Source organism: Arthrobacter sp. KKT183, from assembly GCF_055657625.1.
Map to the genome: position 1 here is coordinate 319,421 of NZ_CM145770.1, position 22,038 is coordinate 341,458.

The following is a 22,038-nucleotide window of genomic DNA, read 5'->3' on the forward strand; positions in this document are numbered from 1 at the left end:
AGCCGCAGAGAGAAGGCGATACCCATGGCTGAGAGAAACCGGCGCCGCTGGATCAGGAATCCGATACCGATCTTCCTCGGTCCTGCCGAGAGGGACGATCTCGATGGGCCTGTAGTACACCGGCATGATGAGTTCGAGCTGGCTTCAGAAACTGAACTCGCTGAACTCAACATCGAGGTGGACTCGGACGGGCATCACTACGCCGTCCGGAGGCATCCGGACCACGAGGCGGTGCGCCGTACCGAACCGGTCCAGAAGTACCCGGACTACTTCACGAAGCCTGTCCTTCACACCGAGGATTGACGCGTGGTTTAGCGACCCGTGCCCGCATAGACGGTGGCGACGGCCTCACCGTCGAGGTCGAACGCGGCATGCACCGCGCGTACCGCAGTGTCGAGCAGATCTGCGCTGGTCACTACCGAGATACGGATCTCGGAGGTGGAGATCATGTCGATGTTCACACCGGCGTCGGACAGTGCCTTGAAGAACTTGTAGGAGACGCCGGGATTTGATCGCATGCCGGCGCCGATGAGCGACAGCTTGCCGATCTGCTCGTCGTATTCAACACTCTCGTAGCCGACATCCGCCTGGGCGGTCTTCAATGCCGCGCGGGCATCTGCGCCTTCAACAATCGGCAGGGTGAAGGAAATATCCGTGCGCCCGGAGCCGTGCGTCGAAACGTTCTGGACGATCATGTCGATGTTCGAGTGGGCGCCTGCAACGATCCCGAAAATCTCAGCTGCCTTGCCCGGGATGTCCGGCACGCCGACCACGGTGACCTTTGCTTCTGACCGATCATGGGCAACACCGGAGATGATGGGCTGTTCCAAGGGTTCTCCCTCTTGAATCTTGATGGTGTCATCGGGGTTGGGCAGTACCCAGGTCCCCTCGAGCTGGCTGAAGGATGAGCGGACGTGCAGCGGAACGCCGAACCGGCGAGCGTACTCCACGCAGCGAAGGTGCAGGATTTTTGCCCCTGAGGCGGCCATCTCGAGCATTTCCTCGCTGGAGATGGTGGAGATCTTCCGGGCGGCAGGGACAACACGCGGATCAGCCGTGTAGACGCCGTCGACGTCGGTATAAATTTCGCAGACGTCGGCATTCAGCGCCGCTGCGAGCGCAACAGCCGTGGTGTCCGAACCTCCGCGGCCGAGAGTGGTGATGTCATTGCTGTCCTGGCTCATCCCCTGGAACCCGGCGACAATCGCGATGTCGCCTTTGTCGATTGAGGTCTTGATCCGGTGCGGCGATACGGCGATGATCCGGGCCTTGCCGTGGATGGCATCGGTGATCATGCCGGCCTGGCTGCCGGTGAAGGACTGCGCGCTGGAGCCTGCTTCATGGATGGCCATGGCGAGCAGTGCCATGGAGATGCGTTCCCCCGCGCTGAGGAGCATGTCCATTTCCCGCGGGTTGGAGGACGAGCTGACCTGCCCGGCCAGATCAAGCAGTTCATCGGTGCTGTCTCCCATGGCGGAAACGACGACGACGACCCGGTTGCCTGCGGCCTGTGTCTCGACGACGCGTTTGGCGACGCGTTTGATTCCTTCGGCGTCCGCCACGGACGAGCCACCGAACTTCTGGACAATTAGGGCCATGCGCACGCTCGCTGAAACTTGGGAGATGATGTCCGGCGGCGTCTTCGGCGCCCGAAACTGGTCAGTTGCGCGGGATTGCTCCCGCCCTGGAGACCGGCCGTGGGATCGAAACGAACCACCGGTAACCGCACACCATGTTAACTGTTCGGATTCGGCTCACCCAATTGGAAGTCGAATTGTGCCGGGATGTCAGTGTGCCTTGCTAGTGTCACATCATGACCAATGGGTATGGGGGAATCATTGCCAGGGGTATTCAACGAAGTTTCGGTTCGGTTGCTGCCGTCCGCAACATCGATTTTGAGGCGCCGCCGGGAGAGGTGACAGCGCTGATCGGGCCCAATGGGTCCGGCAAGACCACCCTGCTGCTGATCCTCGCCTCGCTGTTGGCGCCGGATGCCGGCACTTTGTCCGTCGGCGGATCAGATCCGGGGAAGGACACGGCGGCCGTACGGCGCAAGGTCGGCTGGATGCCTGACACGCTGGGCGTGTGGGAATCCCTCAAGGCCCGGGAGATTCTCACCACCGTCGGTGCGCTCTACGGACTGAGCCCGACGGCGGCGGCTCACCGCGCCGCTGAACTGCTGGCAGAAGTTCGGCTCAGCGACTACGCCGATGCCCCCGCGAGGGTACTGTCCCGTGGCCAGCAGCAGCGGCTCAGCCTGGCCCGGGCGCTCATTCACAACCCGGAGGTACTCCTGCTGGATGAACCGGCATCCGGACTGGACCCGGGTTCCCGGGTGGAACTGCGGATCATGCTGAGGCGGCTGGCAGGAGAAGGCAAGACCATCGTCGTGTCCAGCCACGTCCTGTCGGAATTGGATGAGATCGCGGATCGCGCCGTTTTCGTCAACCGCGGTGAATCCGTGAAGAGCCAGACACTGGATGAGGCAGGAACGCAGCTGCGCAGATACTGCATTCAGGCTGAACCGATGGGAGCGCTCGCCGACGCCTTGACGAGCCACGGCGTCGTCTTCGAGGAGCCCGGTGATTCCCGGCGCGTCGAGTATCAGGTGCTCCTCAGCAGCACCGAACAGGCAGCGTGGCTGTTGCGCACGCTCATCCTGGCGGACGTCGTCGTCACCGCCTTCGCGCCTGCGGGCGGCGCCCTTGAAGAGACTTACATGAGCCTGGATACGGAGCGGCAATGAGCGCCATGGAGACCCAGTCCCTGCAGGAGAGCAGTACACACCACCTTGGCTACGTGACGGGAGTGCGCACCATCTTCGGCTTGGAGATGAAGCAGCGGCTGCGGGGCCGTGCCTGGTACATCATGATGGCCGTCTGGTTCCTTGTGATCGGCCTGGTGTTCCTGCTCGCCACACTGACGACGGCGACCATGGACGGCGCGGGTCCGTTCCTGTTTGACCTGGTGGTCGGCTTTGTCCTGCTCTTTGGTCTGCTGGTGGCGCCGGGGCTTTCAGCGAACGCAATCAATGGCGACCGGACTGGCGGAACCCTTGCCATTCTCCAGATCACGCTGCTCACGCCAGGGCAGATCCTGTGGGGTAAATGGCTGGCGTCCTGGGTTGCGTCACTGGGGTTTCTTGCACTGAGCTCGCCGTTTATCTTCTGGGCGCTGGCGCTGGGAGGGGTCAACCCGCTTGAGGCGTTCGTCTCGCTGCTGGTGCTGGCCATTGAGCTGGGCCTTGTGTGCGCACTCGGTGTCGGGATTTCGGCGCTTGCAGGCAGGCCCCTGTTCTCGATCGTCACCACCTACATGATGGTTGCGCTGCTGTGCATCGGTACGCTGATTGCCTTCGGCCTGAGCATGTCGCTGGTGATCGAGGAGGACGTGCGGGTCACGCAGTCCTTTTACGACTATCCCCAGGAAGCCATCGAGAGCGGGCAGATGCTCACCGAGGAGGATCTGGAGTGCGTCACCAACGAGGTGCTCACGCCGGTCCTGCACACCGAAAGAACTGCGTGGCTTCTCGCTGCCAATCCGTTTGTGCTTGTGGCCGACGCGGTGCCGTATGACCGTGATGCAGGAGATGCGAACTCCGGCGTACTGACCGCAAACTACCGCGCTCCCGGAGTGATGGAAAGCATCAGCGAGCAGGTCCGCCTTGCCCAAGCAGGTCCGGACTACGAGGTCACCTGTGAGGAGGCGCAGTTCTTTGGACCCGGTTCCCGTGACATCGACTCCGAGCCACTGCCGATCTGGCCGCTGGGCCTTGCCCTGCAGGGTGCACTGGCCGGCCTGGTGCTATGGGCGGGCCGTCGGAAGCTGGTGACGCCGGTTCGTCGTCTCGCGCGGGGCACGCGCATCGCGTGACCGCGCCTGATAGAAGTTGCGCACCAGCCTGATGAAACCGGAGCGGGCACGCTTGGCCAGCGCAAAAGTCAGGAGACGGTGCGGCGGCCCTCGAAGGCGCGGCCAAGGGTGATCTCGTCGGCATACTCGAGGTCCCCGCCCACAGGGAGTCCGGAGGCCAGGCGCGTGACCTTGATGCCGATGGTTTTCAGCATGCGCACCAGGTAGGTTGCTGTTGCTTCGCCCTCGAGGTTGGGGTCGGTGGCGATGATGATCTCCTGGACCTGGTCATCCGAGAGGCGGCTTAACAGTTCACGGATGCGCAACTGCTCGGGACCGATTCCCGCGATCGGGTTGATGGACCCCCCGAGAACGTGGTACTTGCCGCGGAAAGAACGGGTGCGTTCAACGGCGATGACGTCCTTGGACTCTTCGACCACGCAGATTGCGCTTGGGTCCCGCCGCGGATCGCGGCAGATCCCGCAGGTTTCCTGCTCTGCAACGTTCCCGCAGATGGTGCAGAATTTGACCCGTTCCTTCACGGTGACAATGGCGTTGACGAGGCGCTTGGTGTCTTCCCCGTCAGATTCGAGGATGTAGAACGCGATGCGCTGTGCCGATTTGGGGCCCACGCCGGGAAGGCGTCCCAGCTCGTCGATGAGCTCCTGAACTGCGCCTTCGTACACGGGTGTATGCCTTAGCTGTAGGTGGTGCTGGGCTGGTTCTGGACGGCCCGACTACTGATCGAGGCTGCGTTCCTCGATCAACCGGCCGTTGAGGATCCGTTCGATGGCCTGGCGGCCGACCAATCCGGATTGTTCGATGGTCTCATCATCCGCACTGGGAATGTCCTCAACGAAGCTCAAGTCTACGGCGCCGGCCGGGCGCTCCTGCTGCTTCGGTCGGGCGGCTTCTGCACGTGCAGCTTCATCGAGCAGCTGTTGGTAGCGGCTGGGACGGGCCGGAGGTTCCCCCTCGAACGAGGGTTCCTCAGGGCCCGGGTCATCAGGATCCTTCGCCGGTTCCGCGGCCAGCCAACTGTCGGCGGCTGGTGACGGGCCGGCTGGTGACGGGTCTCCTGTTGCCCGATCGGCTGGTGACCGGTCCGGGGGAGTAGGTTGAACGGCGGGCGCAGGCGCAGCTACGGGTGTTGACGGCACTGAGGTCGTGCCACCGCGCGGCTGGGACGCCGGAGCGGCGGTAGGAAGCCCCCACGCATCGTCCACCATTGCTGACTTGGCTTCGCCCTCCGGAACGGGCGTAGCTGATGGAACGGGTGTGACGGGTGTGACGGGTGTGACGGGGGTGACGGGAGTGACGGCTGGAGCGACGGCGGTAACGGCTGGACTGACGACCCGCGGTTCCTGCGCCTCTGCCGGCTGATCCCGGCTAGTTAATACTTTTGGGTCGGGTTCACCCGCTGCCGCGGAGCCGTCGTGGATGGCTTCGATGCTGCAGCTCAGGCCGAGCACCTTATTGATGGCCTGCTTCAGGTTGTCTGTGTGCTGGCCGCGCTGGAAACCGAGCGCATTGCCCTGCGAAGCGAACGCCAGTATGAGCTGGTTGTCGCTGAAGGAACGCGGCTTCGCGTCGGCGTTTACGTTCAGCCAGGTGCTGCGCTTGATACGAGCCAGCTCGTCCATGATCTCCGGCCACGCCCTGCGGATCATCTCGATCTGACCGGACGCCTGCGCTGATTGCGAAGGAGACTGCGCTGCCTGCTCCTGCGAGGGTTGCGTGGCGGGAGATGCCGGCGCGTGCGGCTCGCGCGTAGCGGTCGAAGGACGCTCTTCGGTGTTGGGTGCATCGGAGGGTAAACCCCATCCGCCGCCCCAGTCGGCAGCGCCAGGTTCCTGGGCAGGCTCCGAGGCCCGCTCCAGTTTCTCTGCGGGGGCCGGTGTTGCCGCTGAAGCCGGAGCTTCCTGCTGAGTCTCGGGCGGCTGTTGGCCGGCGCCTCGGGATGCCGAAACTGCGGGCGGTGCATCTTCTGATGTGTTGGAGGCAGCGGGTTGGAGAACGGCGGCCGGCGCCGGTTCCGGCTTCGCAGCCGAGGCAGGACCAGCCGGAACCGCGGATGGCGCGGGCAGCGATCCCGCTGTACCCGCACCAGCGGAGCCTCCCGCCTCGGGGAGGCCGCTCGCGTAGCTGAGCCGGCGCTCAATCCGGTCAACACGGGCAAGCGTGCCCTGCTCCGACTGGTCCGCAGCGGGCAGCAGGATGCGGGCACAGAGCAGTTCGAGGTGCAATCGCGGAGAGGTTGCGCCAGTCATTTCGGTCAACGCGGTATTGGTGATGTCAGCAGCTCGGGAAAGCTCGGCGCGTCCAAGCTGCTGCGACTGGGTCCGCATCCGGTTCAGTTGGTCATCAGGGATGCCCCGGAGGATGGACGCGGCGGCGTCGGGGACTGCATTGACGATGATCAGGTCCCGAAAGCGCTCCAGCAGGTCCTCAACAAAGCGACGCGGGTCATGGCCCGTCTGGATGACGCGATCAACGGCACCGAAGACGGTCGCGGAATCACCGGCTGCAATGGCATCGACGACGTCGTCGAGCAGGGATGCGTGCGTGTAACCGAGCAGCGAAACCGCCAGCTCGTAATCAAGGCCGGACGCCCCCGCCCCGGCCATCAGCTGATCCAGCACGGACAGGGAATCGCGGACTGATCCGCCACCCGCACGAACCACCAGGGACAGTACGCCCGGCGCCACCGGGATGTTCTCCTGGTTGCACAGCAGCTCCAGGTACGCCATGAGCGGCTCGGGTGGAACGAGCCGGAATGGATAATGGTGGGTCCGGGAACGGATGGTTCCGATCACTTTATCCGGCTCAGTTGTGGCGAAGATGAACTTGATGTGCTCCGGCGGCTCTTCGACGATTTTCAGCAGCGCGTTGAAGCCGGCGCTGGTGACCATGTGTGCCTCATCAATGATGAAGATTTTGAAGCGGTCCCGGACCGGTGCAAAGGTGGCGCGCTCGCGGAGGTCCCGGGCATCATCCACGCCACCGTGGGAGGCCGCATCAATTTCGATGACATCCAGGCTTCCCGAGCCGTTACGGGCCAGTTCGACGCAGCTGTCACAGGTGCCGCAGGGGACCGGCGTTGGCCCCTGCGCGCAGTTGAGGCAGCGCGCAAGGATGCGCGCTGAGGTGGTCTTGCCGCAGCCGCGCGGACCGGAGAAAAGATAGGCGTGGTTGACCCTGTTCTTGGAGATCGCCGTCATCAATGGTTCGGTGACGTGCTCCTGGCCGATCACGTCGGAGAACGTCTCCGGACGATACCGGCGGTAAAGGGCTGTACTCACAGAAGAACTCTATCGGTTGGGTGGAACGGTCGCGGCATCGGTGGAGGACAGGTGGGACGGGTCAACAATCCATGGTTCACGAGGCAGCCGGAAAGGATCAAACGCACCCAGCGCAGCGTCGAGCGAGGTGTCCGGCAGGCCGAGTGAGCGCAGGATGAGCGACCGCACTGCCGCTGCCTCCCAGCCCTCCGCGGCGAGCGCTTCGAGAGTTACGGCGCCGTCCCGCTTGGCCAGCCGGCGTCGTTCCGGGTTGAGGGCCAGCGGTACGTGCGCATACTCAACCGGCGGCAATCCAAGCAGCGAGCCGAGATACGCCTGCCGAGGAGCCGAGCTGAGTAGATCGTCGCCGCGCACCACCTGGTCGATGCCCTGCTGCGCATCATCGACGACGACGGCGAGGTTGTACGCAGGCACCCCGTCATTGCGGACCACCACAAAATCATCCACCGCCCCGGTATATCCACCGTGCAGTACGTCCCGGATTTCATACTGCCCGACGTCGGTGCGCAGCCGCAGCGCCGCCGGCCGCACCCTGCGGGCGGCCTCCCGCTCAGCCTCCGACAGGTTCCGGCAGGTGCCGGGGTAGTGGCCCGGCAGGACATGCGGCGCAGACGCTGCTTCGGCGATGTCGCGGCGCGTGCAGAAGCACTCGAAAAGGTGGTCAGCCCTGCGCAGGCGGGTGACGGCGTCGTCGTAATGGGCCTGCCGATCGCTTTGGCGGGTGACCTCACCGTCCCAGGTGAGCCCGACGGCGGTGAGCTCAGCGAGCTGCGCTTCCTCGGCTCCCGCACGGACGCGGTCGAGGTCTTCGACCCGCAGCAGGAACTGCCGGCCGGTGGAGCGCGCGAAGAGCCAGGCCACGATTGCGGTGCGGAGGTTCCCCACATGAAGTTCACCCGTGGGGCTTGGCGCGAAGCGGCCGGCGGTCACAGAACTCCTTCAGGAAATCACTGCAGGCAATGTGCTGCCAGGGAACGTAAAGACCCCCCATGCACCTGCCAGAGCCCGCTTACCCTTGCTACCTTCCGGTCCTGGGGGAGTTCAACAGGATGACACCACATGAGGGGCCGCGTAATAGTCTACACAAACCGGCAGGAGGGTCACTCGCTGAGATGCACATCTCCCGATTCGGTACATGGGGGATGTACGGGTATTCTGGAACCTGCTCCAAACAAGGAGGATTCGCCTAGCGGCCTATGGCGCACGCCTGGAACGCGTGTTGGGTTCACGCCCTCGGGGGTTCAAATCCCCCATCCTCCGCTTTCTGCAACACCCCGGCTCGTGTAGTCGGGGTGTTGTGTTTTCCGGCACTGCACAATGTCGCTCCAGCGGTAATGATAAGCCTGCTGAGTAAAGTAATCTTGAGTGAACCGTCCGAAGAGTGAATCATGGAGTACGCCGGATAGCGTCAATCGCAGGGATTGATATGTTCGGCCACGTGCCCATCCTGTGAGGAGTTGCGATTGGACCTGCAGGAATGACCAGGCGACCGAAGCTCAGTCACGCGCTGTCCGCGCTGACCACACCGTTGGCGCCGGAAGACTTTATGTCGCTCTTCAACCCCGTGTTTTCCGCGCGGCAGTTGCGCGGCATCGTCACCAAGGTAGTGCCTGAAACCGCTGACTCGGTGACCATCCACTTTCGTCCGGGGCGGGGCTGGAAAGCGCACCGTGCAGGGCAGTGGGCGCGCATCGGAGTTGAACTTGATGGTGTCCGCCACTGGCGCTCCTACTCCCTGAGCACTGCTGCGGGACAGGATCCGGCAATTACCGTGACAGACATGGGAGCGGTGTCCGGTGTGCTGGTCCGTGAAACCAAGCCGGGAGACATCCTGTTCCTGGCGCCGCCGCAGGGAACCTTCGTCCTGCCGGATCGGCCACGGCCGCTGTTGATGCTGACGGCCGGCAGCGGCATTACCCCGGTGATGTCCATGATCCGCACGCTGGTTCCCCGCCGTCCCGACGCGGACGTTGTCCTGATTCATTCAGCGCGGACTCCCATGAAGACGCTCTTCGTGGAGGAACTTCGCGAACTCGCTGACCAGTTCCGCCAGTTCCGCGTGAAGCTCTGGTTCACCTCCGAGCAAGGCCGCATCGATTTCAGCTCTCCGGCTGCGCTGGACGAAATCTGTGATGACTGGCGGGACCGGGCGGCCTACGCTTGCGGACCCGAGGAGTTCCTCGAGAGTGCCGAGTCGCTGTGGGAAAAGCAGGCGAAACTGCCTTCGGGCAGCCTGACCATCGAGCGCTTCAGCACAGCGCTGGCTGATGGCACCGGGAACGACGGCGGACTGGTCACCTTTGAAGCCTCCGACCGGGAGGTGGAAGCTGACGGAGATACCCCGCTCCTTGAAGTAGGCGAGGATGCCGGGCTGCTCATGCCGAGCGGTTGCCGCATGGGCATCTGCCACAGCTGTTTGCTTCCGCTCCGAGCGGGGCAAGTCCGGGACCTCCGTACCAACGAAGTACATGGAGACCCCGGTCAATTGATACAAACCTGCGTTTCGGCGGCGGCCGGACCGGTGAACCTCGATATCTGAAGGAGTGGGTATGACAGACCTCGTAGAAAAAGTGTCAGAGGACACGAGTGTTGAGAAGCCCCGGCGACGGCCGGGAGCGCTGGCGGCAACCGGCCACCCGCTGGTCCGTCCGCCTGCCGCTGCACACCTCTCCGATGAGCAGGTTGCCGAGCTGGGCCGCGAACTGGATGCCATTCGCGACGAAGTGCTCGACCGCCGCGGCAAGCACGACGCCGACTACATCCGCCGGGTCATCAAGGCGCAGCGCGCGCTGGAGTTCGGTGGACGGGCAGCGCTGCTGTTCAGCCGGAACAAAGCGGCCTGGGTAGCCGGCACTACAATGCTCAGCTTCGCCAAGATCCTGGAAAACATGGAGCTCGGCCACAATATCCTCCACGGACAGTGGGACTGGATGCGGGATCCGGATATCCACTCCACCACGTGGGAGTGGGACTTCGTCACCCCTGCGCGCTCCTGGCAGCACACGCATAATGATCTGCACCACCGCTGGACCAACGTTGTGGGCAAGGATCGCGATGTCGGCTACAACCTCCTGCGGATGGATGATGACCAGCCCTGGAAGCCCTTCAACCTGGGCAACCCGCTGTACAACGCCATTCTGGCGCCGGTCTTTGAATGGGGAATCGCCCTCTATGATTTGGAGCTCCCGGAGTACAAGGAAGGGCTCAAGTCCAAGGAGGCCCTGCGCAAGGACCTCCGGGCACTGGGGCTGAAAGCGGCCAAGCAGTTCGGCAAGGACTACGCCGCGACACCCGCGGTGGCCATGCTCACCGGTTCCGGCAAGCAGGCGCTGATCGGAACGCTGACCGCGAATGCGGTGCGTAACGTGTGGGCTCACGCAGTCATTTTCTGCGGACATTTCCCCACCGGCGCTGACACCTTCACGGAGGAAATGGTCGACGGCGAGACTCGCGGCGATTGGTACGTACGCCAGATGATCGGCTCGGCCAACATCTCCGGCTCCAAGTTCATGCACCTGATGACGGGCAACCTGTCCCATCAGGTTGAGCATCACCTCTTCCCGGACCTGCCGTCCAACCGTTACCACGAGGTAGCGCCCAAGATCCGTGAGATCTGTGCCCGCTACAACCTGCCGTACACCACCGGGCCGCTCCTGAAGCAGGTTGGCTCCGCGTGGGCCAAGGTTTTCCGGCTGGCGCTTCCTGACCGGACGCCCAAGACCAGCTAGGAGACGCAGCGCACTTCAGGCGCCGGCGGGCGGGTGCTTCTGCACCCGCCTGATCCGGCGCAGTGCTGCCTGCTCGGTGGGACTCTGACTGCCCAGGCCGAGCTTCATAACCCCCAGCACGAGCAGGACCGCGGGCTTCACCGGCAGCCTAACCGGCCCAAGATGTGGCAGGGACAGGCCGAGGAGTTCGCGTTGCCGGGGAGTCAGCGTGGCCACAGCACCGGCGAACAGTACCCGGTACCCAAGGCGCTGTGAGCGCGGAAGCGGCGGACGCCGGATGTAGGCCAGCGCGTCCTGAACCTGTTCGCTGGAAGTGAGTTCGCCGTCGTACGCGGCAAGCTGCTCACGCAGTTCGCCGGCGCTCCGCGGCGGGTCGCTCACGCCCATCAATTCACCGGCTTTCGCCCACTGCCGGACATACTCGTCCGCGCCGCCGGGAAAGCTGAGCCCATACTGTTGGTGCGCGCTGAGGAAGGCGTCGGTGAAGGCCAGATGCACCCAGCGCAGCAGATGGGGATCATTGGCGCTGTAGGCGCGTTCGACGCCGTTTGCGTCCACGTACGTGCCGGTCACCTTCTCATGCAGGCGGCGCACCCAGGCGGACGCGCCGCGTGCGGCATCCGTTGACCCGTAGGTCACGGTGAAAATCCAACGGATGGTGTTGGCCAACCGGCCAAGCGGGTCCTCGCGGAAGTTCGAGTGGGCATACACTCCCGCCATCGCCCCGGGATGCAACGCCTGCAGCAGGAGCGCACGAATGCCGCCCACTGTCGGGGTCATTGAACTGTGGACTGCCCAGACGGCTGAGCCGGGAGCGAAGTAGCCGGCGTCATCGCCGTCGGCCAGTTCCTCCGTCCAGGCAGGCGGGTGGGCGCCGGTGCCCGTGAAAGTGTTCTTGAGCTCGACGCGGAGGCGGGTGAAGGGTGACGCCATGGCACCAGTATGCAGGGTCAACCCGTGAGTCCCATCCAGAAAGGGTTGGCTGACGAACCGCCTTCAGCGACAATTTCAAGCCGAACACCGTTTCACTTCAAGGAGCACCAGTGTCCCCGCAGAACCTTCACGACATCCCGCTGACCATGATCGACGGGACCGAGCGCAGCTTCGGCGATTTCCGGGGCAAGACGGTCCTCGTGGTGAATGTCGCCTCGCAGTGCGGCTTCACCCCTCAGTACGCGGGCCTCGAGGAGCTCTACCGGAAGTACGCGGACAAGGGGTTTGTGGTGCTCGGTGTTCCGAGCAATCAGTTCATGGGCCAGGAGCCGGGAACTGAAGCGGACATCCAGGCCTTCTGCTCGATGAACTTCGGGGTGACGTTCCCACTCACCACGAAGAGCGACGTCCGGGGACGGAACCAGCACCCCCTGTATGCAGAACTGACCAGGTTCCGGACGGGCATGATGCCGGGCCTCGTGAAGTGGAACTTCGAAAAATTCCTGGTGAACGACGCCGGCACCGTCGTTGCGCGGTTCGCCCCCACAGTGGAGCCGGACTCCGAGGAGATTGTCACGGCGATCGAGGCCGCACTCGCCGCTTAGGCGCGGGAAACCGCCGTTTCGGCGCAGCGCAGCAGGAAGGCGGCACCGGCGTCGTCGTTGGTCAGCTCACCTTCGATGAGGACCGGGTAGGGCTTTTCCGGAACGCCGTCGGCTGGCCGGACATCGACGTGCGCAACGCTGTAGCCATGCTCGTGGAGGTAGTCGGCCATGGCGTAATCAGTGCGTGAATCGCCTACGGTCCGCCAGGTATGGGGGATGTCTCCGTCGATCAGGCGCAGTGCACGCTCTGCACCCAGGTCCTTGCCGACGCGCACGGATTCAATGTCCGTGGAGATGATGGTGGGGTCCACCCGGTAGTCGACGCTGTCATCGCTGTCCGGCAGGTGGTGCGCCAGCCGGCAGACGCCCATGTCGAAGTGCCGCATGATGTCCAGGACGGCGGCATCGAAGGGGCCCTGCCTGTCGAGGTAGTCCTGGTTCCCGACATCAACGCGCTGCTCGATCGACACCATGGCGCGCTTGGTCTCGTCGAAGAACATGTGGTCGGCGAACTGTTCCTCCACCAGCCGGCGCACCTCATCACCGAACTCCTGCGGCAGCGCGAGGGTCTCGTCGACGTGCACCTCGGTGGCGCCCTCAGAGGTGAAACTGAACCAGGTTGCACCCTTCTCGCAGATGGCGTGGAAGGTGATCCCGGCAGGGATCCCGGCGGCCAGCATCGGCTTCAGAACCTCTTCGCGGATGAACTCATCCGAGCGGCCGGTATTGAAGATCACCGGCCATCCTGCTCCTGCCAGCGCGATCAGCGCATCAATGATTTCCGGCCGCACGGTGCGTGTAACGGGGCTGGCAACCGGCCCGTCGACGTCGAGCAGCAGGCCGATGGGAGCGGGCGCGGTTGTGGAGGAGAACACCGAAGCAGTCACCGCCCCAGTATCCGCGTCTCGGGCCGCCGCGGGGAAATCGGTGACGCGCAGGGTTTCCCCAAGGTCTGAAGATGACACTGAATTCCTGCAGCATCCAAGGCACGATATTGAGGCGAGTAATGGCGATTGAAAAGATCGCGCTGGCCGAGCAGGATGCGGCTGACCTGATGCCTGGGGAGGCAGCCGACCGTCCCATCGGACTGACGCGACGAGTGTTTGGCATTTTGATAGGTACCGGTGCACTTGGCACCGCAGCGGGTTGGGGGATTGTCTCCGCCGCCGGTGGCACCGAGGAGGTTCCGACGTCATTCGGAACCGTTCGGATTGCAGCGGCTGAACGGCAGGCCCGCATGGTTGGCGCGGTGGGAGGCCACGCGAGTAGCGCAGCACACGGGGCCGCTCCGCCAGGCGCTTCGGCGCAACCGTTCAACCACACCTGGGGCGAACACCTGGCAGTGAAACTGGAGGTACGCAACACCTCCGAGCGCAACGTGCTGTTTGCGCCGGGACAGCTGCGCCTCCTCGTGGCGAAGACGACGACGGTGACAAACCGTGGTGCCGACGTCGCCAAGATCCTGCTCCCGGCCGGCTCCCACCGCAGCGTGTGGGTCAGTTTCCTGGTTCCGAGCGGCGTAGCGGGACTAGCCGCACAGTTCACCGATCCCTGGGGCGGCCCGGCTCCGTTGGCGTTGGCGCTTCCCCGGATCTCCCTTCGACCAGGCTCACTGGAGGACAACCATGGCTGAGCAGCTCCCTCCCGAAATACTGGCGCGCGGGGATCTCCTCAAGTTGGGAGCAGCGGCCGGGCTGGGCTTTGCGGCCCTGCCGCTGGTGCAGCCCTCCGCTCCGCGGAACCGCGTTGCACGGACGCCGGTCCCGTTGGCGCTCGCTGCGCAGCCAGGGGTGCTGGACCTCTACATCAACGAGGGCTACCTGAAGATGGTGGACGACACGCTTGTCTACCACCGCGGGTTCGGCAGCCGACCGACCGACGTTGATGACCCGAACCCGAGCCTCACCATGGACCCGACGGTGATCACCGTTGCAGGTGACGTGATTCCCAGCCGCAGTTACCCGCTTGAGGCTCCGCTGCCTCCGCGCGGAACACCGGCGCCGCTGCGGGCTGATGCGGCCAATCCCGGCCAGTTCCTGATCCGCCGCAACTACTGGGCGAGCTACTTCCCGGCGCGGACCATCATCGCCGAATTGGGTAGCACCATCCGCTTGCGCATTCAGAACCGTCTGGGCAAACCGCACACCCTCACCGTCTTCGGTGCCGGGGCCGACGGCGGTGACCTCACGACCGGCCCTGTTGCCCCCGACTCCGTGGCCACCCTTGATTTCCCCTGCCCGCGACCGGGAACCTACATCTTCGCCGACCCGACCAACGCGCCGGTCGAACGTGTACTCGGCCTGTTCGGGGTGCTCGTGGTCATGGACCCGGAGCACCAGTGGGATATTGCGGAGGACCTTGCAACGTTTGAGCGGCAGTGGGTGTGGATCTGCCACTGCGTGGAATCACGCTGGGCGTCCATGGAAGCTGCGGGACAAACCGTGGATCCTGTGCAGACGCCGGCGCTGCCGCGCTACTTCACGCTCAACGGGCGCAGCGGGTTTGAATCCCTGGGCATCACCTTCGACGACACCGTCAATCTCGCCACCGAGGAGGAAACCCTGATCTCGGGCTATCCGAGGCAACTGGACGTACGCCAGTTCGGTGAGGGAACGGAGGCGGGCACGCTCCGCGGCGGCCAGCTGGTGCGCCTGATCAACCCCGGGATCTGCCTGCACCAGATGCACTTTCATGGGAACCACATCTGGACGGTCCGCCGAAACAACGTGGACTGGCCGCGGCACGAGGGGTTCGTCGACAACGAAGGCCACGTGGTCCTCCAGCAGTGGGAGGACGTCGTTGAACTGGCGCAGATGGACACCAAGGACTGCATCATCCCGATCAAACGTCCGCCGGACGCCATCGACCCGGTTTGGTTTGCACGTACCGGTGACTGGGTCTACCCGATGCACTGCCACGCTGAGCCGTCTCAGACCGCCGCCGGCGGCATGTACCCCGGCGGGCTTGTTGCCCACTGGACCCTCAAGGGCCCGATCCCAGGAGCCACACCGTGAGTATTTTCAGCCGCAAGCGGAGTGAGAGACGCTCGAGTCGCCGCTCGATCCGCGCAATCGAAAGAGCCCAGGAAGTCGCCGAACGCCGTCGTCGTGAAGAGGAACGACGGCGGGAGGCAGCTGAGCGCCGCAGGCGGGAGGAGGAACGCCGGCGAGCGGCGGCGGCAGAGCGCCGCAGGCGGCGGTCTTCGCCCAAGCCGAGCGTGTCACCGAAGCCGAGCGTGTCACCGAAGCCGAGTGCGTCGTCGTCGGCGTCTGCGTCGGCAAGCGCGACCGCAACGGCGGGCGCCACTCCCAGTGCCACCGCTTCCGCCACCCAGAGCGCCACTCCAACGGCCACCGCCTCTGAATCCGTCACGCCGTCGGCGACAGCGGATCCAACGGTCACAGCGGAGCCCACCACCACCGCGGAGCCGACCGCAACGGCTGAACCAACGGAACAGCCGGATCCGGTCGGAGGGGTGGAACCGGTGCTGCATCACCGCTTCCAGAGCCAGGTGGATTTCAGCTCGGACCAGCTGGAGGTGGAAAACCCCGTGACGGAATTCCTGCAGACCCCCGCGGTTGCCGTCGACTTCGACTTCCACAGCCGCGACCTCGTTATGGACGATGGCGCGGAATTCGAGATGTGGAGCTTCGAGGACGACACGCACGAGCGGGGCTTTCCCGGCCCCACCCTGCGGGTCCAGGAGGGGAAGGTGTTTCACGCAACGGTGCACCCGAGCAAGGGACCGCACACCATTCACTGGCATGGCATGGAACCTGACCCCCGGAACGACGGCGTGGGGCACACGTCATTCGAGGTGGACGGGCAATACACCTACCAGATGCAGCCCGAACCGGGACGGCCCGGCGACCCGAACTACGGGGCAGCGGGAACGTACTTCTACCACTGTCACGTCAATACGCCGCTGCACGTCCAGATGGGGATGTTCGGTCCACTGGTCATCGATCCGGTGGTGCACCCTGCCTATCCGGTGAGCCCCGGCGCTCGCCGTGCCTTTGTGGACGGACCGGAGTATGACATCGATACCGAGGCGTTGCTCGCGCCCTACTCGCTGGATCCGCGGTGGCATGAGATGAACCATGCTGACGGTCTGTCTGGAGAAGACGCCGGCCTCAACCGGTTTGAGCCCGAGCATTTCTACGTCCTGGGCGGGGAACTTGCCCGCCGTCCTGCCGGCAAGGAAGTGGTGTGGAGTCTGTCCAGCCTGCGCGCCAATGTGAAGGGCGGTCCGAAGAAGCCGACGCTCCTGCGGACGCTCAACGCCAACTACCTGCCCACAACGCTGATCTTTACCGACGCGGATGGAACCGAAGCGCGTATCGCCGAATTGATCTCCCACGATGGCCGGCCGTTCCGGGACACTTCCGTTCCGAATGTCCCCGCACCGAGTTGCCGTGATGCCGGTTATCCCTTGACCGCCAGCAGGCTCGCCTACGGCGCCGCCGAGCGCTTCGACATGCTGCTGCATCCGCCGACGGCCGGTCGGTACTACCTTCGGGTGCAGTGGGAGGACTGGGTCACCGGGGCGGTCCTCGGTACACGCACCATCCCGATCGACGCGACCTGACACTCAATGCCACCCCGTGAAGGAGGACTTTTCCGGTAACTCTTTGGCGACGACGGGCACGCTGCCAGAGCGCCACATTCCCTTGGGGCAATATCTTGCCTAGGCTGTGTTGGTGATCTTCAAAGCAGTGAGCGATGGACGCCCGTACCCCGACCACGGACACGTGACCCCCAAAGACTGGGCCAACGTAGCCCCACGCCAGGTTCGGCTGGACGAACTCGTCACCACCAAGACCACGCTAGACCTCGAGGCGCTGCTGGCCGAAGACTCAACCTTCTTCGGGGACCTCTTCCCGCATGTGGTGCAGTGGAACAACACGTTGTACCTGGAGGACGGGCTGCATCGGGCAGTCCGTACGGCACTTCACCAGCGGACCATCCTGCACGCGCGCGTTCTGGTTATCGATGGCTAGGACACCGAAACGCAAGCCGATCCGATCGAAGAAGAACCCGATCGAATGGCACGGTCACCGCATTGTGACCGAGAACGATCTCGAGACGGTCTTCGCCGATGACGGAAATGTCGAACGCCCGCACGTCTACATGCGCAGGCTGCGCCACGGTGTGGTGCTGGTACTGCTCCTCGCTCTGGTGACCGCCGCCGTGCTCTTCGCGCTGGCCCTGGCCCGGGGGGACATCCAGCTCACCGCCAGCCAGCCATCGGCGAGCCCCGTCAGCGCCTGCCCTGCCGGTCCGTTCGAGCTCGTTGATCCTGCCACAGTGACCGTGAACGTGCTCAACAGCACCAGCATCGCCGGGCTCGCAGGGAATGGTTCGGCGGCTCTGGAGGAACGCGGCTTCACGGTGAACTCCGTCGGCAACCGGTCCGTTGGTCAGACCAACATGACCGCGATCATCGTCTCCGGGCCGTCCGGGTATGCACAGGCATTTACGCTGCAGCGAACCATTCCCGGAACAATCTACGTCGAGGATGAGCGGCCGGACGCCACCGTGGACGTTGTGCTTGGCTCCGAGTTCGAGGCGCTGGTGCCCGCTGAGAAAGTCAACGCCGAACCGGGCGGGCTGGTCTGTGAACTGCCGTCCACAGCGAGCCCCACGCCCGCGCCGTCGTCAGCTGCTCCGTAGGAACGGAACCGCAGACGACGACGGCGCGCGCCGGTCAGCTAGCAGCCGTCTGGTCCGCAGACCTCGCCATCGGGCGAGGTGGATACCGGGATCAGGGGATGGGCTTCCTGCCACGCCTGGTCCAGTGCCTGCCGGAAGAGCTCGACGGGCTGTGCGCCGGAGATGCCGTACTTCCGGTCAATCACGAAGAACGGCACGCCGCTCACCCCGAGGGTCTGGGCCTCGCTGATGTCCCGCCGTACGTCGTCGGCGAAGCGGTCGCCGGCCATGGTGTCACGGACAGACTGCTCATCGATGCCGAGGTCATTGCCCAGTTTCACGAGCACGTCGGTATCGGAGGTGTTCAGACCCTGCTCGAAGTGCGCCGAAAGGATGGCTTCCTTCGCTTCGTTGCCGTGACCAAGCGACTTCGCGAGGTGCAGGAACCGGTGGGCGGGGAAGCTGTTGCCAACAACCACGGAGTCGAAGTCGAAGTTCACGCCGACATCGGCCGCTGACGTGGTGAGCTGGTTCCACATTTGGCGGACCTGCTCAGGGGCAATTCCCTTGCGTTCGGAAAGGTACTGCTGCTCGGTTCCGTCATAGTGCTCGGGGAGGGTGGGGTCCAGCTGGAAGCTCTTCCACGTCACTTCCACGCTGTCCCGGTGCGGGAATTCAGCAAGGGCTTTCTCGAAGCGGCGCTTACCGACGAAGCACCACGGGCATTTGACGTCAGACCAGATTTCAATGTGCATACCTTTCCCAACGGGACGACGGCGGCGCGCTATTCCCGCCGCACCACCTCGCGTTGATTTGGCAGGACACGCCCCTTAGCGCTCCGCAAGAGGGGTGTCCTGCCAGATCAACGGCTGGGGTTAGCGCTGCAGGGCCAGCGCCGGCCGCTGCCCGGTGCGGAGGTGCCGGGTGTAGGCGGGGAGAGTCAGGAATTCGGGGAAGTCCTCGCGGAGGGCCACTTCCTCGAAGAGCCGACGGGCGTCGTCGTACCGGTCATCATCGAAGCGCGGCAGCCGGTCAAATTCATCCTCCAACAGCTGTTCCACCCACTCACGCGTGATGACCTCGCCGGTGTCAGTCACGGCATGGACGTGGATCCACTGCCAGATCTGCGAACGGGAGATCTCCGCGGTGGCGGCGTCCTCCATCAGGTTCTTCAGGGTCACCGCGCCATGGCCGCGGAGCCACGTTTCAAGGTAGCGGACGCCCACCGTCAGGTTGGTCCGGATCCCGGTTTCCGTGATGAGGCCCTGCGTTCCGGTCAGGTCGATGAGGGCGCGGTCATCGGGCACCACGTCCGTGCGCTGGCGGTCCAACTGGTGTGGGCGGTCGCCGAGCACCACGTCGAACACGGCCCGCGCCACCGGGACCAGGTCCGGGTGAGCCACCCAGGCGCCGTCAAAGCCGTCGCCGGCCTCGCGGGACTTTTCGGTGCGGGCCTGTTCCCTGGCGATGGCGTTGATGGCGTCATCGCGGCGGCTGGGAACGAAGGCGGCGGGTCCGCCGATGGCGTGGGCGCCGCGCCGATGGCAGGCGCGCACCAACTGCTCGGTGTAGGCCCGCATGAACGGGGCGGTCATGGTGACCATGGTCCGGTCAGGCAGGACAAAGCGGGGGCCACGGAGCCGGAAGTTCTTGATGAGCGAGAAGATGTAGTCCCACCGCCCGGCATTCAGGCCGGACGAGTGCTCGCGGAGTTCGTAGAGGATCTCCTCCATCTCGAAGGCGGCGGTGATGGTCTCGATGAGCACGGTGGCGCGGATGGTGCCGCGGGGGATGCCGAGCAGCTGCTGGGAGCGGAGAAAGATGTCGTTCCACAGCCGCGCTTCGAGGTGGTTCTCCAGCTTCGGCAGGTAGAAGTAGGGTCCTCGGCCGGAATCGATCAGCCGGTGGGCGTTGTGGAAGAAGTAGAGCCCGAAGTCCACGATGCTGCCCGAGAGCGGTTCGCCGTCGACCAGCAGATGCTGCTCCGGCAGATGCCAGCCCCGCGGACGCACGACGACGGTGGGCAGCTTTTCGCCGAGCCGGTACTCCCTGCCCTCCTCGGTGGTGAAGTCGATGCGGCGTCGCAACGCGTCATGCAGGTTGAGCTGTCCGTTGATGACGTTGGGCCAGGTGGGGGTCAGCGAATCTTCGAGGTCCGCCAGCCATACGTTGGCGCCGGAGTTCAGGGCGTTGACCGTCATCTTGCGGTCCACCGGACCGGTGATTTCGACCCGGCGGTCCTCCAAGCCGGGAGCCGGGGGCGCAACCTGCCAGCCGCCGTCGTTCCTGATGTGTGCGGTGTGGGCCAGGAATCGCGGGTCCTCGCCGCGCGCGATCCGGTTCCGGGTTTCCCTGCGCCGCTGGAGCAGCTCCTGGCGTCGTGGCTCGGCGAAGGCGTGGAGTTCGCTGAGGAAATTGAGCGCTTCGGGGGTGAGGATTTCGTCCTGGCGGGGGATGGGCGGTGCGGTCAGCCTGATGCCGTGTGTGTTCATGCAAGGTGCTCCTTCAAAACGGGGAGGGGTTTAGTGGAACTGCTGGGTCTCGGTGGAGCCGGCGAGGGCCAGGGTGCTGCCCTTGGGGTTGAGGGCGCTTGCCACCTGGTCGAAGTAGCCGGTGCCGACCTCGCGCTGGTGGCGTGTGGCGGTGTAGCCGCGTGCTTCAGAGGCGAATTCCTTTTCCTGAAGTTCCACGTAGGCGCTCATGCCGTCGGCCGCGTAGCCGTGGGCGAGGTCGAACATCGAGTAGTTCAGCGCATGGAACCCGGCGAGGGTGATGAACTGGAAGGTGAAACCCATGGCGCCGAGCTCGCGCTGGAACTTGGCGATGGTCGTGTCGTCGAGGTGCTTGCGCCAGTTGAACGACGGCGAGCAGTTGTAGGCGAGCATCTGATCGGGAAACTCGGTCTTGACGGACTCAGCGAAGCGCCTGGCGAGCTCAAGGTCCGGGGTGCCGGTTTCCATCCAGATCAGGTCCGCGTACGGAGCGTAGGCGTGTGCCCGCGTAATGCAGGGATCGATTCCGTTGCGGACCTCGTAAAACCCTTCCGGTGTGCGTCCTCCGGTGAGGAACGGGCGGTCCCGCTCGTCGACGTCGGACGTGAGAAGTGTCGCCGCTTCGGCGTCGGTCCGGGCCACGATGACCGATGGAACGCCGGCGACGTCGGCTGCCAGTCTCGCCGCGTTCAGCGTGCGGACATGCTGTTGCGTGGGGATGAGGACCTTGCCGCCGAGGTGCCCGCACTTCTTCTCGGACGCCAGCTGGTCTTCCCAGTGCACGCCTGAAGCGCCGGCTACGATCATCGACTTCATCAGCTCGAACGCGTTGAGCGGCCCGCCGAACCCGGCCTCTGCGTCTGCGACGATCGGCACGAGCCAGTCTTCGACTGACTGCGTCCCTTCGGCCCACTCGATCTGGTCCGCACGCTGCAGCGCGTTGTTGATGCGGCGCACCACCTGTGGGACCGAGTTGGCCGGGTACAGCGACTGGTCCGGGTATGTCTGGCCGGAGAGATTGGCGTCGGCTGCAACCTGCCAACCGGACAGGTAGATGGCCTTCAGCCCGGCCTTCACCTGCTGCACTGCCTGGTTGCCGGTCAGCGCACCGAGGGCGTGGGTGTATTCGCCCGTTTCTGCCTGGGAGGTGAGCTGCTGCCACAACTTCTCGGCGCCGCGGCGGGCGAGTGTGTGTTCCTCCTGGACGCTTCCACGAAGGCGTACGACGTCGGCGGCCGAGTAATCACGCTGGATCCCTTCCCAACGCGGATCAGCTGCCCACTCCAGCTCGAGTTCGTGGACCGCTTCGGTGCGGGTATTGCTGCCTGGGGTTCCGGCTTCCTGCGTCATTGCGTTTCTCCTTCCGGGAGGCGTTGGTGCCTCTGCGGTAACTGCTGGTGAGAGCAACGATTCAGCATCCTGCACCCCCGAACCAGAGCAAACCTATGGAAAGGAACGCATTTCTTCGCGTATC

Annotated in this window: 21 protein-coding genes, 1 tRNA gene and 1 other RNA gene; 12 read left to right on the forward strand and 11 right to left on the reverse strand. The window is 64.5% G+C overall.

Annotated features, from left to right (window positions below):
• Nucleotides 1-24: 24 nt before the first annotated feature.
• Nucleotides 25-303 carry a hypothetical protein gene (locus ACZ2GY_RS01625; protein WP_346027912.1) on the forward strand — a complete coding sequence of 93 codons (279 nt, stop codon included), beginning with the start codon at nucleotides 25-27 and terminating at the stop codon, nucleotides 301-303.
• A gap of 8 nt (nucleotides 304-311) precedes the next feature.
• On the opposite strand, the gene ACZ2GY_RS01630 is transcribed toward ACZ2GY_RS01625, so the two are convergent.
• Entirely contained in the window at nucleotides 312-1,598 is a 1,287-nt protein-coding gene (locus ACZ2GY_RS01630; RefSeq protein WP_277358808.1) for an aspartate kinase, read from the reverse strand.
• 215 nt (nucleotides 1,599-1,813) lie between these two features.
• Here ACZ2GY_RS01630 and ACZ2GY_RS01635 point away from each other — a divergent pair, with 215 nt between their 5' ends.
• Both ACZ2GY_RS01635 and ACZ2GY_RS01640 read left to right on the forward strand, forming a co-directional pair.
• Nucleotides 1,814-2,746, forward strand: a complete 933-nt coding sequence (locus tag ACZ2GY_RS01635; protein ID WP_277358807.1) for an ABC transporter ATP-binding protein — start codon at nucleotides 1,814-1,816, stop codon at nucleotides 2,744-2,746.
• Entirely contained in the window at nucleotides 2,743-3,873 is a 1,131-nt protein-coding gene (locus ACZ2GY_RS01640) for an ABC transporter permease (protein WP_277358806.1), read from the forward strand. The genes ACZ2GY_RS01635 and ACZ2GY_RS01640 overlap by 4 nt, the downstream gene beginning before the upstream one ends.
• 68 nt (nucleotides 3,874-3,941) lie before the next feature.
• Here the strand turns inward: ACZ2GY_RS01640 and recR are convergent, their stop codons facing one another.
• The 4 genes from recR to ffs all read right to left on the reverse strand — a co-directional run bounded on the left by recR (nucleotide 3,942) and on the right by ffs (nucleotide 8,226).
• On the reverse strand, nucleotides 3,942-4,538 hold the full coding sequence (recR, locus tag ACZ2GY_RS01645; RefSeq protein WP_056546101.1) for a recombination mediator RecR: 597 nt from the start codon (nucleotides 4,536-4,538) through the stop codon (nucleotides 3,942-3,944).
• 51 nt (nucleotides 4,539-4,589) lie between these two features.
• Entirely contained in the window at nucleotides 4,590-7,154 is a 2,565-nt protein-coding gene (locus ACZ2GY_RS01650) for a DNA polymerase III subunit gamma and tau (RefSeq protein ID WP_471672793.1), read from the reverse strand.
• A 9-nt stretch (nucleotides 7,155-7,163) separates the two neighbouring features.
• Nucleotides 7,164-8,084 carry a tRNA glutamyl-Q(34) synthetase GluQRS gene (gene gluQRS / locus ACZ2GY_RS01655; protein ID WP_346027914.1) on the reverse strand — a complete coding sequence of 307 codons (921 nt, stop codon included), beginning with the start codon at nucleotides 8,082-8,084 and terminating at the stop codon, nucleotides 7,164-7,166.
• Between the two features lie 45 nt (nucleotides 8,085-8,129).
• Nucleotides 8,130-8,226: signal recognition particle sRNA small type (gene ffs / locus ACZ2GY_RS01660), an RNA gene on the reverse strand.
• Between the two features lie 103 nt (nucleotides 8,227-8,329).
• Here ffs and ACZ2GY_RS01665 point away from each other — a divergent pair.
• From ACZ2GY_RS01665 to ACZ2GY_RS01675, 3 genes are all read left to right on the forward strand, one after another.
• A tRNA-Ser gene (locus tag ACZ2GY_RS01665) sits at nucleotides 8,330-8,414 on the forward strand.
• A 217-nt stretch (nucleotides 8,415-8,631) separates the two neighbouring features.
• Nucleotides 8,632-9,693, forward strand: coding sequence for a ferredoxin reductase (locus tag ACZ2GY_RS01670; RefSeq protein ID WP_346027915.1), 1,062 nt, complete (start codon nucleotides 8,632-8,634; stop codon nucleotides 9,691-9,693).
• A gap of 10 nt (nucleotides 9,694-9,703) precedes the next feature.
• Nucleotides 9,704-10,882, forward strand: a complete 1,179-nt coding sequence (locus ACZ2GY_RS01675) for a fatty acid desaturase family protein (protein WP_277359820.1) — start codon at nucleotides 9,704-9,706, stop codon at nucleotides 10,880-10,882.
• A 15-nt stretch (nucleotides 10,883-10,897) separates the two neighbouring features.
• Here the strand turns inward: ACZ2GY_RS01675 and ACZ2GY_RS01680 are convergent, their stop codons facing one another.
• Entirely contained in the window at nucleotides 10,898-11,815 is a 918-nt protein-coding gene (locus ACZ2GY_RS01680; protein WP_471672794.1) for an oxygenase MpaB family protein, read from the reverse strand.
• A gap of 146 nt (nucleotides 11,816-11,961) precedes the next feature.
• Between ACZ2GY_RS01680 and ACZ2GY_RS01685 the strand changes: the two genes are divergently transcribed.
• Nucleotides 11,962-12,420, forward strand: coding sequence for a glutathione peroxidase (locus ACZ2GY_RS01685; RefSeq protein ID WP_404800770.1), 459 nt, complete (start codon nucleotides 11,962-11,964; stop codon nucleotides 12,418-12,420).
• Here ACZ2GY_RS01685 and ACZ2GY_RS01690 read toward each other — a convergent pair.
• Complete coding sequence (locus tag ACZ2GY_RS01690; RefSeq protein WP_471673524.1) at nucleotides 12,417-13,307, reverse strand: Cof-type HAD-IIB family hydrolase; 891 nt, start codon at nucleotides 13,305-13,307, stop codon at nucleotides 12,417-12,419. The two genes, ACZ2GY_RS01685 and ACZ2GY_RS01690, sit on opposite strands and share 4 nt — an antisense overlap.
• 119 nt (nucleotides 13,308-13,426) lie before the next feature.
• On the opposite strand from ACZ2GY_RS01690, the gene ACZ2GY_RS01695 reads away from it, so the two are divergent.
• On the forward strand, nucleotides 13,427-14,053 hold the full coding sequence (locus ACZ2GY_RS01695) for a hypothetical protein (RefSeq protein WP_471672795.1): 627 nt from the start codon (nucleotides 13,427-13,429) through the stop codon (nucleotides 14,051-14,053).
• Entirely contained in the window at nucleotides 14,046-15,434 is a 1,389-nt protein-coding gene (locus ACZ2GY_RS01700; RefSeq protein WP_471672796.1) for a multicopper oxidase domain-containing protein, read from the forward strand. Before ACZ2GY_RS01695 ends, ACZ2GY_RS01700 begins: the two co-directional genes overlap by 8 nt.
• Here the strand turns inward: ACZ2GY_RS01700 and ACZ2GY_RS01705 are convergent.
• A complete protein-coding gene (locus tag ACZ2GY_RS01705; RefSeq protein ID WP_471672797.1) occupies nucleotides 15,403-15,822 on the reverse strand; it encodes a hypothetical protein in 420 nt (139 codons plus the stop codon). The two genes, ACZ2GY_RS01700 and ACZ2GY_RS01705, sit on opposite strands and share 32 nt — an antisense overlap.
• A gap of 82 nt (nucleotides 15,823-15,904) precedes the next feature.
• Between ACZ2GY_RS01705 and ACZ2GY_RS01710 the strand changes: the two genes are divergently transcribed.
• From ACZ2GY_RS01710 to ACZ2GY_RS01720, 3 genes are all read left to right on the forward strand, one after another.
• The gene (locus ACZ2GY_RS01710; RefSeq protein ID WP_346027918.1) at nucleotides 15,905-17,008 is read left to right on the forward strand and encodes a multicopper oxidase domain-containing protein; all 1,104 of its coding nucleotides are present in this window, start codon (nucleotides 15,905-15,907) and stop codon (nucleotides 17,006-17,008) included.
• A gap of 112 nt (nucleotides 17,009-17,120) precedes the next feature.
• Nucleotides 17,121-17,420: a type II toxin-antitoxin system VapB family antitoxin gene (locus tag ACZ2GY_RS01715; RefSeq protein ID WP_056546123.1), complete on the forward strand. Its 300-nt coding sequence runs from the start codon at nucleotides 17,121-17,123 to the stop codon at nucleotides 17,418-17,420.
• Nucleotides 17,413-18,093 (forward strand): LytR C-terminal domain-containing protein, encoded by a 681-nt coding sequence (locus ACZ2GY_RS01720; protein ID WP_346027919.1) that lies wholly within the window; start codon nucleotides 17,413-17,415, stop codon nucleotides 18,091-18,093. The genes ACZ2GY_RS01715 and ACZ2GY_RS01720 overlap by 8 nt, the downstream gene beginning before the upstream one ends.
• Before the next feature lie 38 nt (nucleotides 18,094-18,131).
• Here the strand turns inward: ACZ2GY_RS01720 and ACZ2GY_RS01725 are convergent, their stop codons facing one another.
• The 3 genes from ACZ2GY_RS01725 to aceA all read right to left on the reverse strand — a co-directional run bounded on the left by ACZ2GY_RS01725 (nucleotide 18,132) and on the right by aceA (nucleotide 21,914).
• Nucleotides 18,132-18,827, reverse strand: coding sequence for a DsbA family oxidoreductase (locus tag ACZ2GY_RS01725; protein ID WP_346027920.1), 696 nt, complete (start codon nucleotides 18,825-18,827; stop codon nucleotides 18,132-18,134).
• A gap of 120 nt (nucleotides 18,828-18,947) precedes the next feature.
• A complete protein-coding gene (aceB, locus tag ACZ2GY_RS01730) occupies nucleotides 18,948-20,564 on the reverse strand; it encodes a malate synthase A (RefSeq protein WP_471672798.1) in 1,617 nt (538 codons plus the stop codon).
• 30 nt (nucleotides 20,565-20,594) lie between these two features.
• A complete protein-coding gene (aceA, locus tag ACZ2GY_RS01735; protein WP_471672799.1) occupies nucleotides 20,595-21,914 on the reverse strand; it encodes an isocitrate lyase in 1,320 nt (439 codons plus the stop codon).
• Nucleotides 21,915-22,038 lie beyond the last annotated feature (124 nt).

Excerpts from the sequence above, each read along its gene's own strand:
- ACZ2GY_RS01695 (WP_471672795.1), top strand. The coding sequence starts at position 13,427 with ATGGCGATTGAAAAGATCGCGCTGGCCGAGCAGGATGCGGCTGACCTG.
- ACZ2GY_RS01720 (WP_346027919.1), top strand. The coding sequence starts at position 17,413 with ATGGCTAGGACACCGAAACGCAAGCCGATCCGATCGAAGAAGAACCCG.
- ACZ2GY_RS01630 (WP_277358808.1), bottom strand. The coding sequence starts at position 1,598 with ATGGCCCTAATTGTCCAGAAGTTCGGTGGCTCGTCCGTGGCGGACGCC.
- ACZ2GY_RS01640 (WP_277358806.1), top strand. The coding sequence starts at position 2,743 with ATGAGCGCCATGGAGACCCAGTCCCTGCAGGAGAGCAGTACACACCAC.
- ACZ2GY_RS01635 (WP_277358807.1), top strand. The coding sequence starts at position 1,814 with ATGACCAATGGGTATGGGGGAATCATTGCCAGGGGTATTCAACGAAGT.
- aceA (WP_471672799.1), bottom strand. The coding sequence starts at position 21,914 with ATGACGCAGGAAGCCGGAACCCCAGGCAGCAATACCCGCACCGAAGCG.
- ACZ2GY_RS01625 (WP_346027912.1), top strand. The coding sequence starts at position 25 with ATGGCTGAGAGAAACCGGCGCCGCTGGATCAGGAATCCGATACCGATC.
- ACZ2GY_RS01700 (WP_471672796.1), top strand. The coding sequence starts at position 14,046 with ATGGCTGAGCAGCTCCCTCCCGAAATACTGGCGCGCGGGGATCTCCTC.
- ACZ2GY_RS01675 (WP_277359820.1), top strand. The coding sequence starts at position 9,704 with ATGACAGACCTCGTAGAAAAAGTGTCAGAGGACACGAGTGTTGAGAAG.
- ACZ2GY_RS01680 (WP_471672794.1), bottom strand. The coding sequence starts at position 11,815 with ATGGCGTCACCCTTCACCCGCCTCCGCGTCGAGCTCAAGAACACTTTC.
- ACZ2GY_RS01670 (WP_346027915.1), top strand. The coding sequence starts at position 8,632 with ATGACCAGGCGACCGAAGCTCAGTCACGCGCTGTCCGCGCTGACCACA.
- ACZ2GY_RS01685 (WP_404800770.1), top strand. The coding sequence starts at position 11,962 with ATGATCGACGGGACCGAGCGCAGCTTCGGCGATTTCCGGGGCAAGACG.
- aceB (WP_471672798.1), bottom strand. The coding sequence starts at position 20,564 with ATGAACACACACGGCATCAGGCTGACCGCACCGCCCATCCCCCGCCAG.
- ACZ2GY_RS01725 (WP_346027920.1), bottom strand. The coding sequence starts at position 18,827 with ATGCACATTGAAATCTGGTCTGACGTCAAATGCCCGTGGTGCTTCGTC.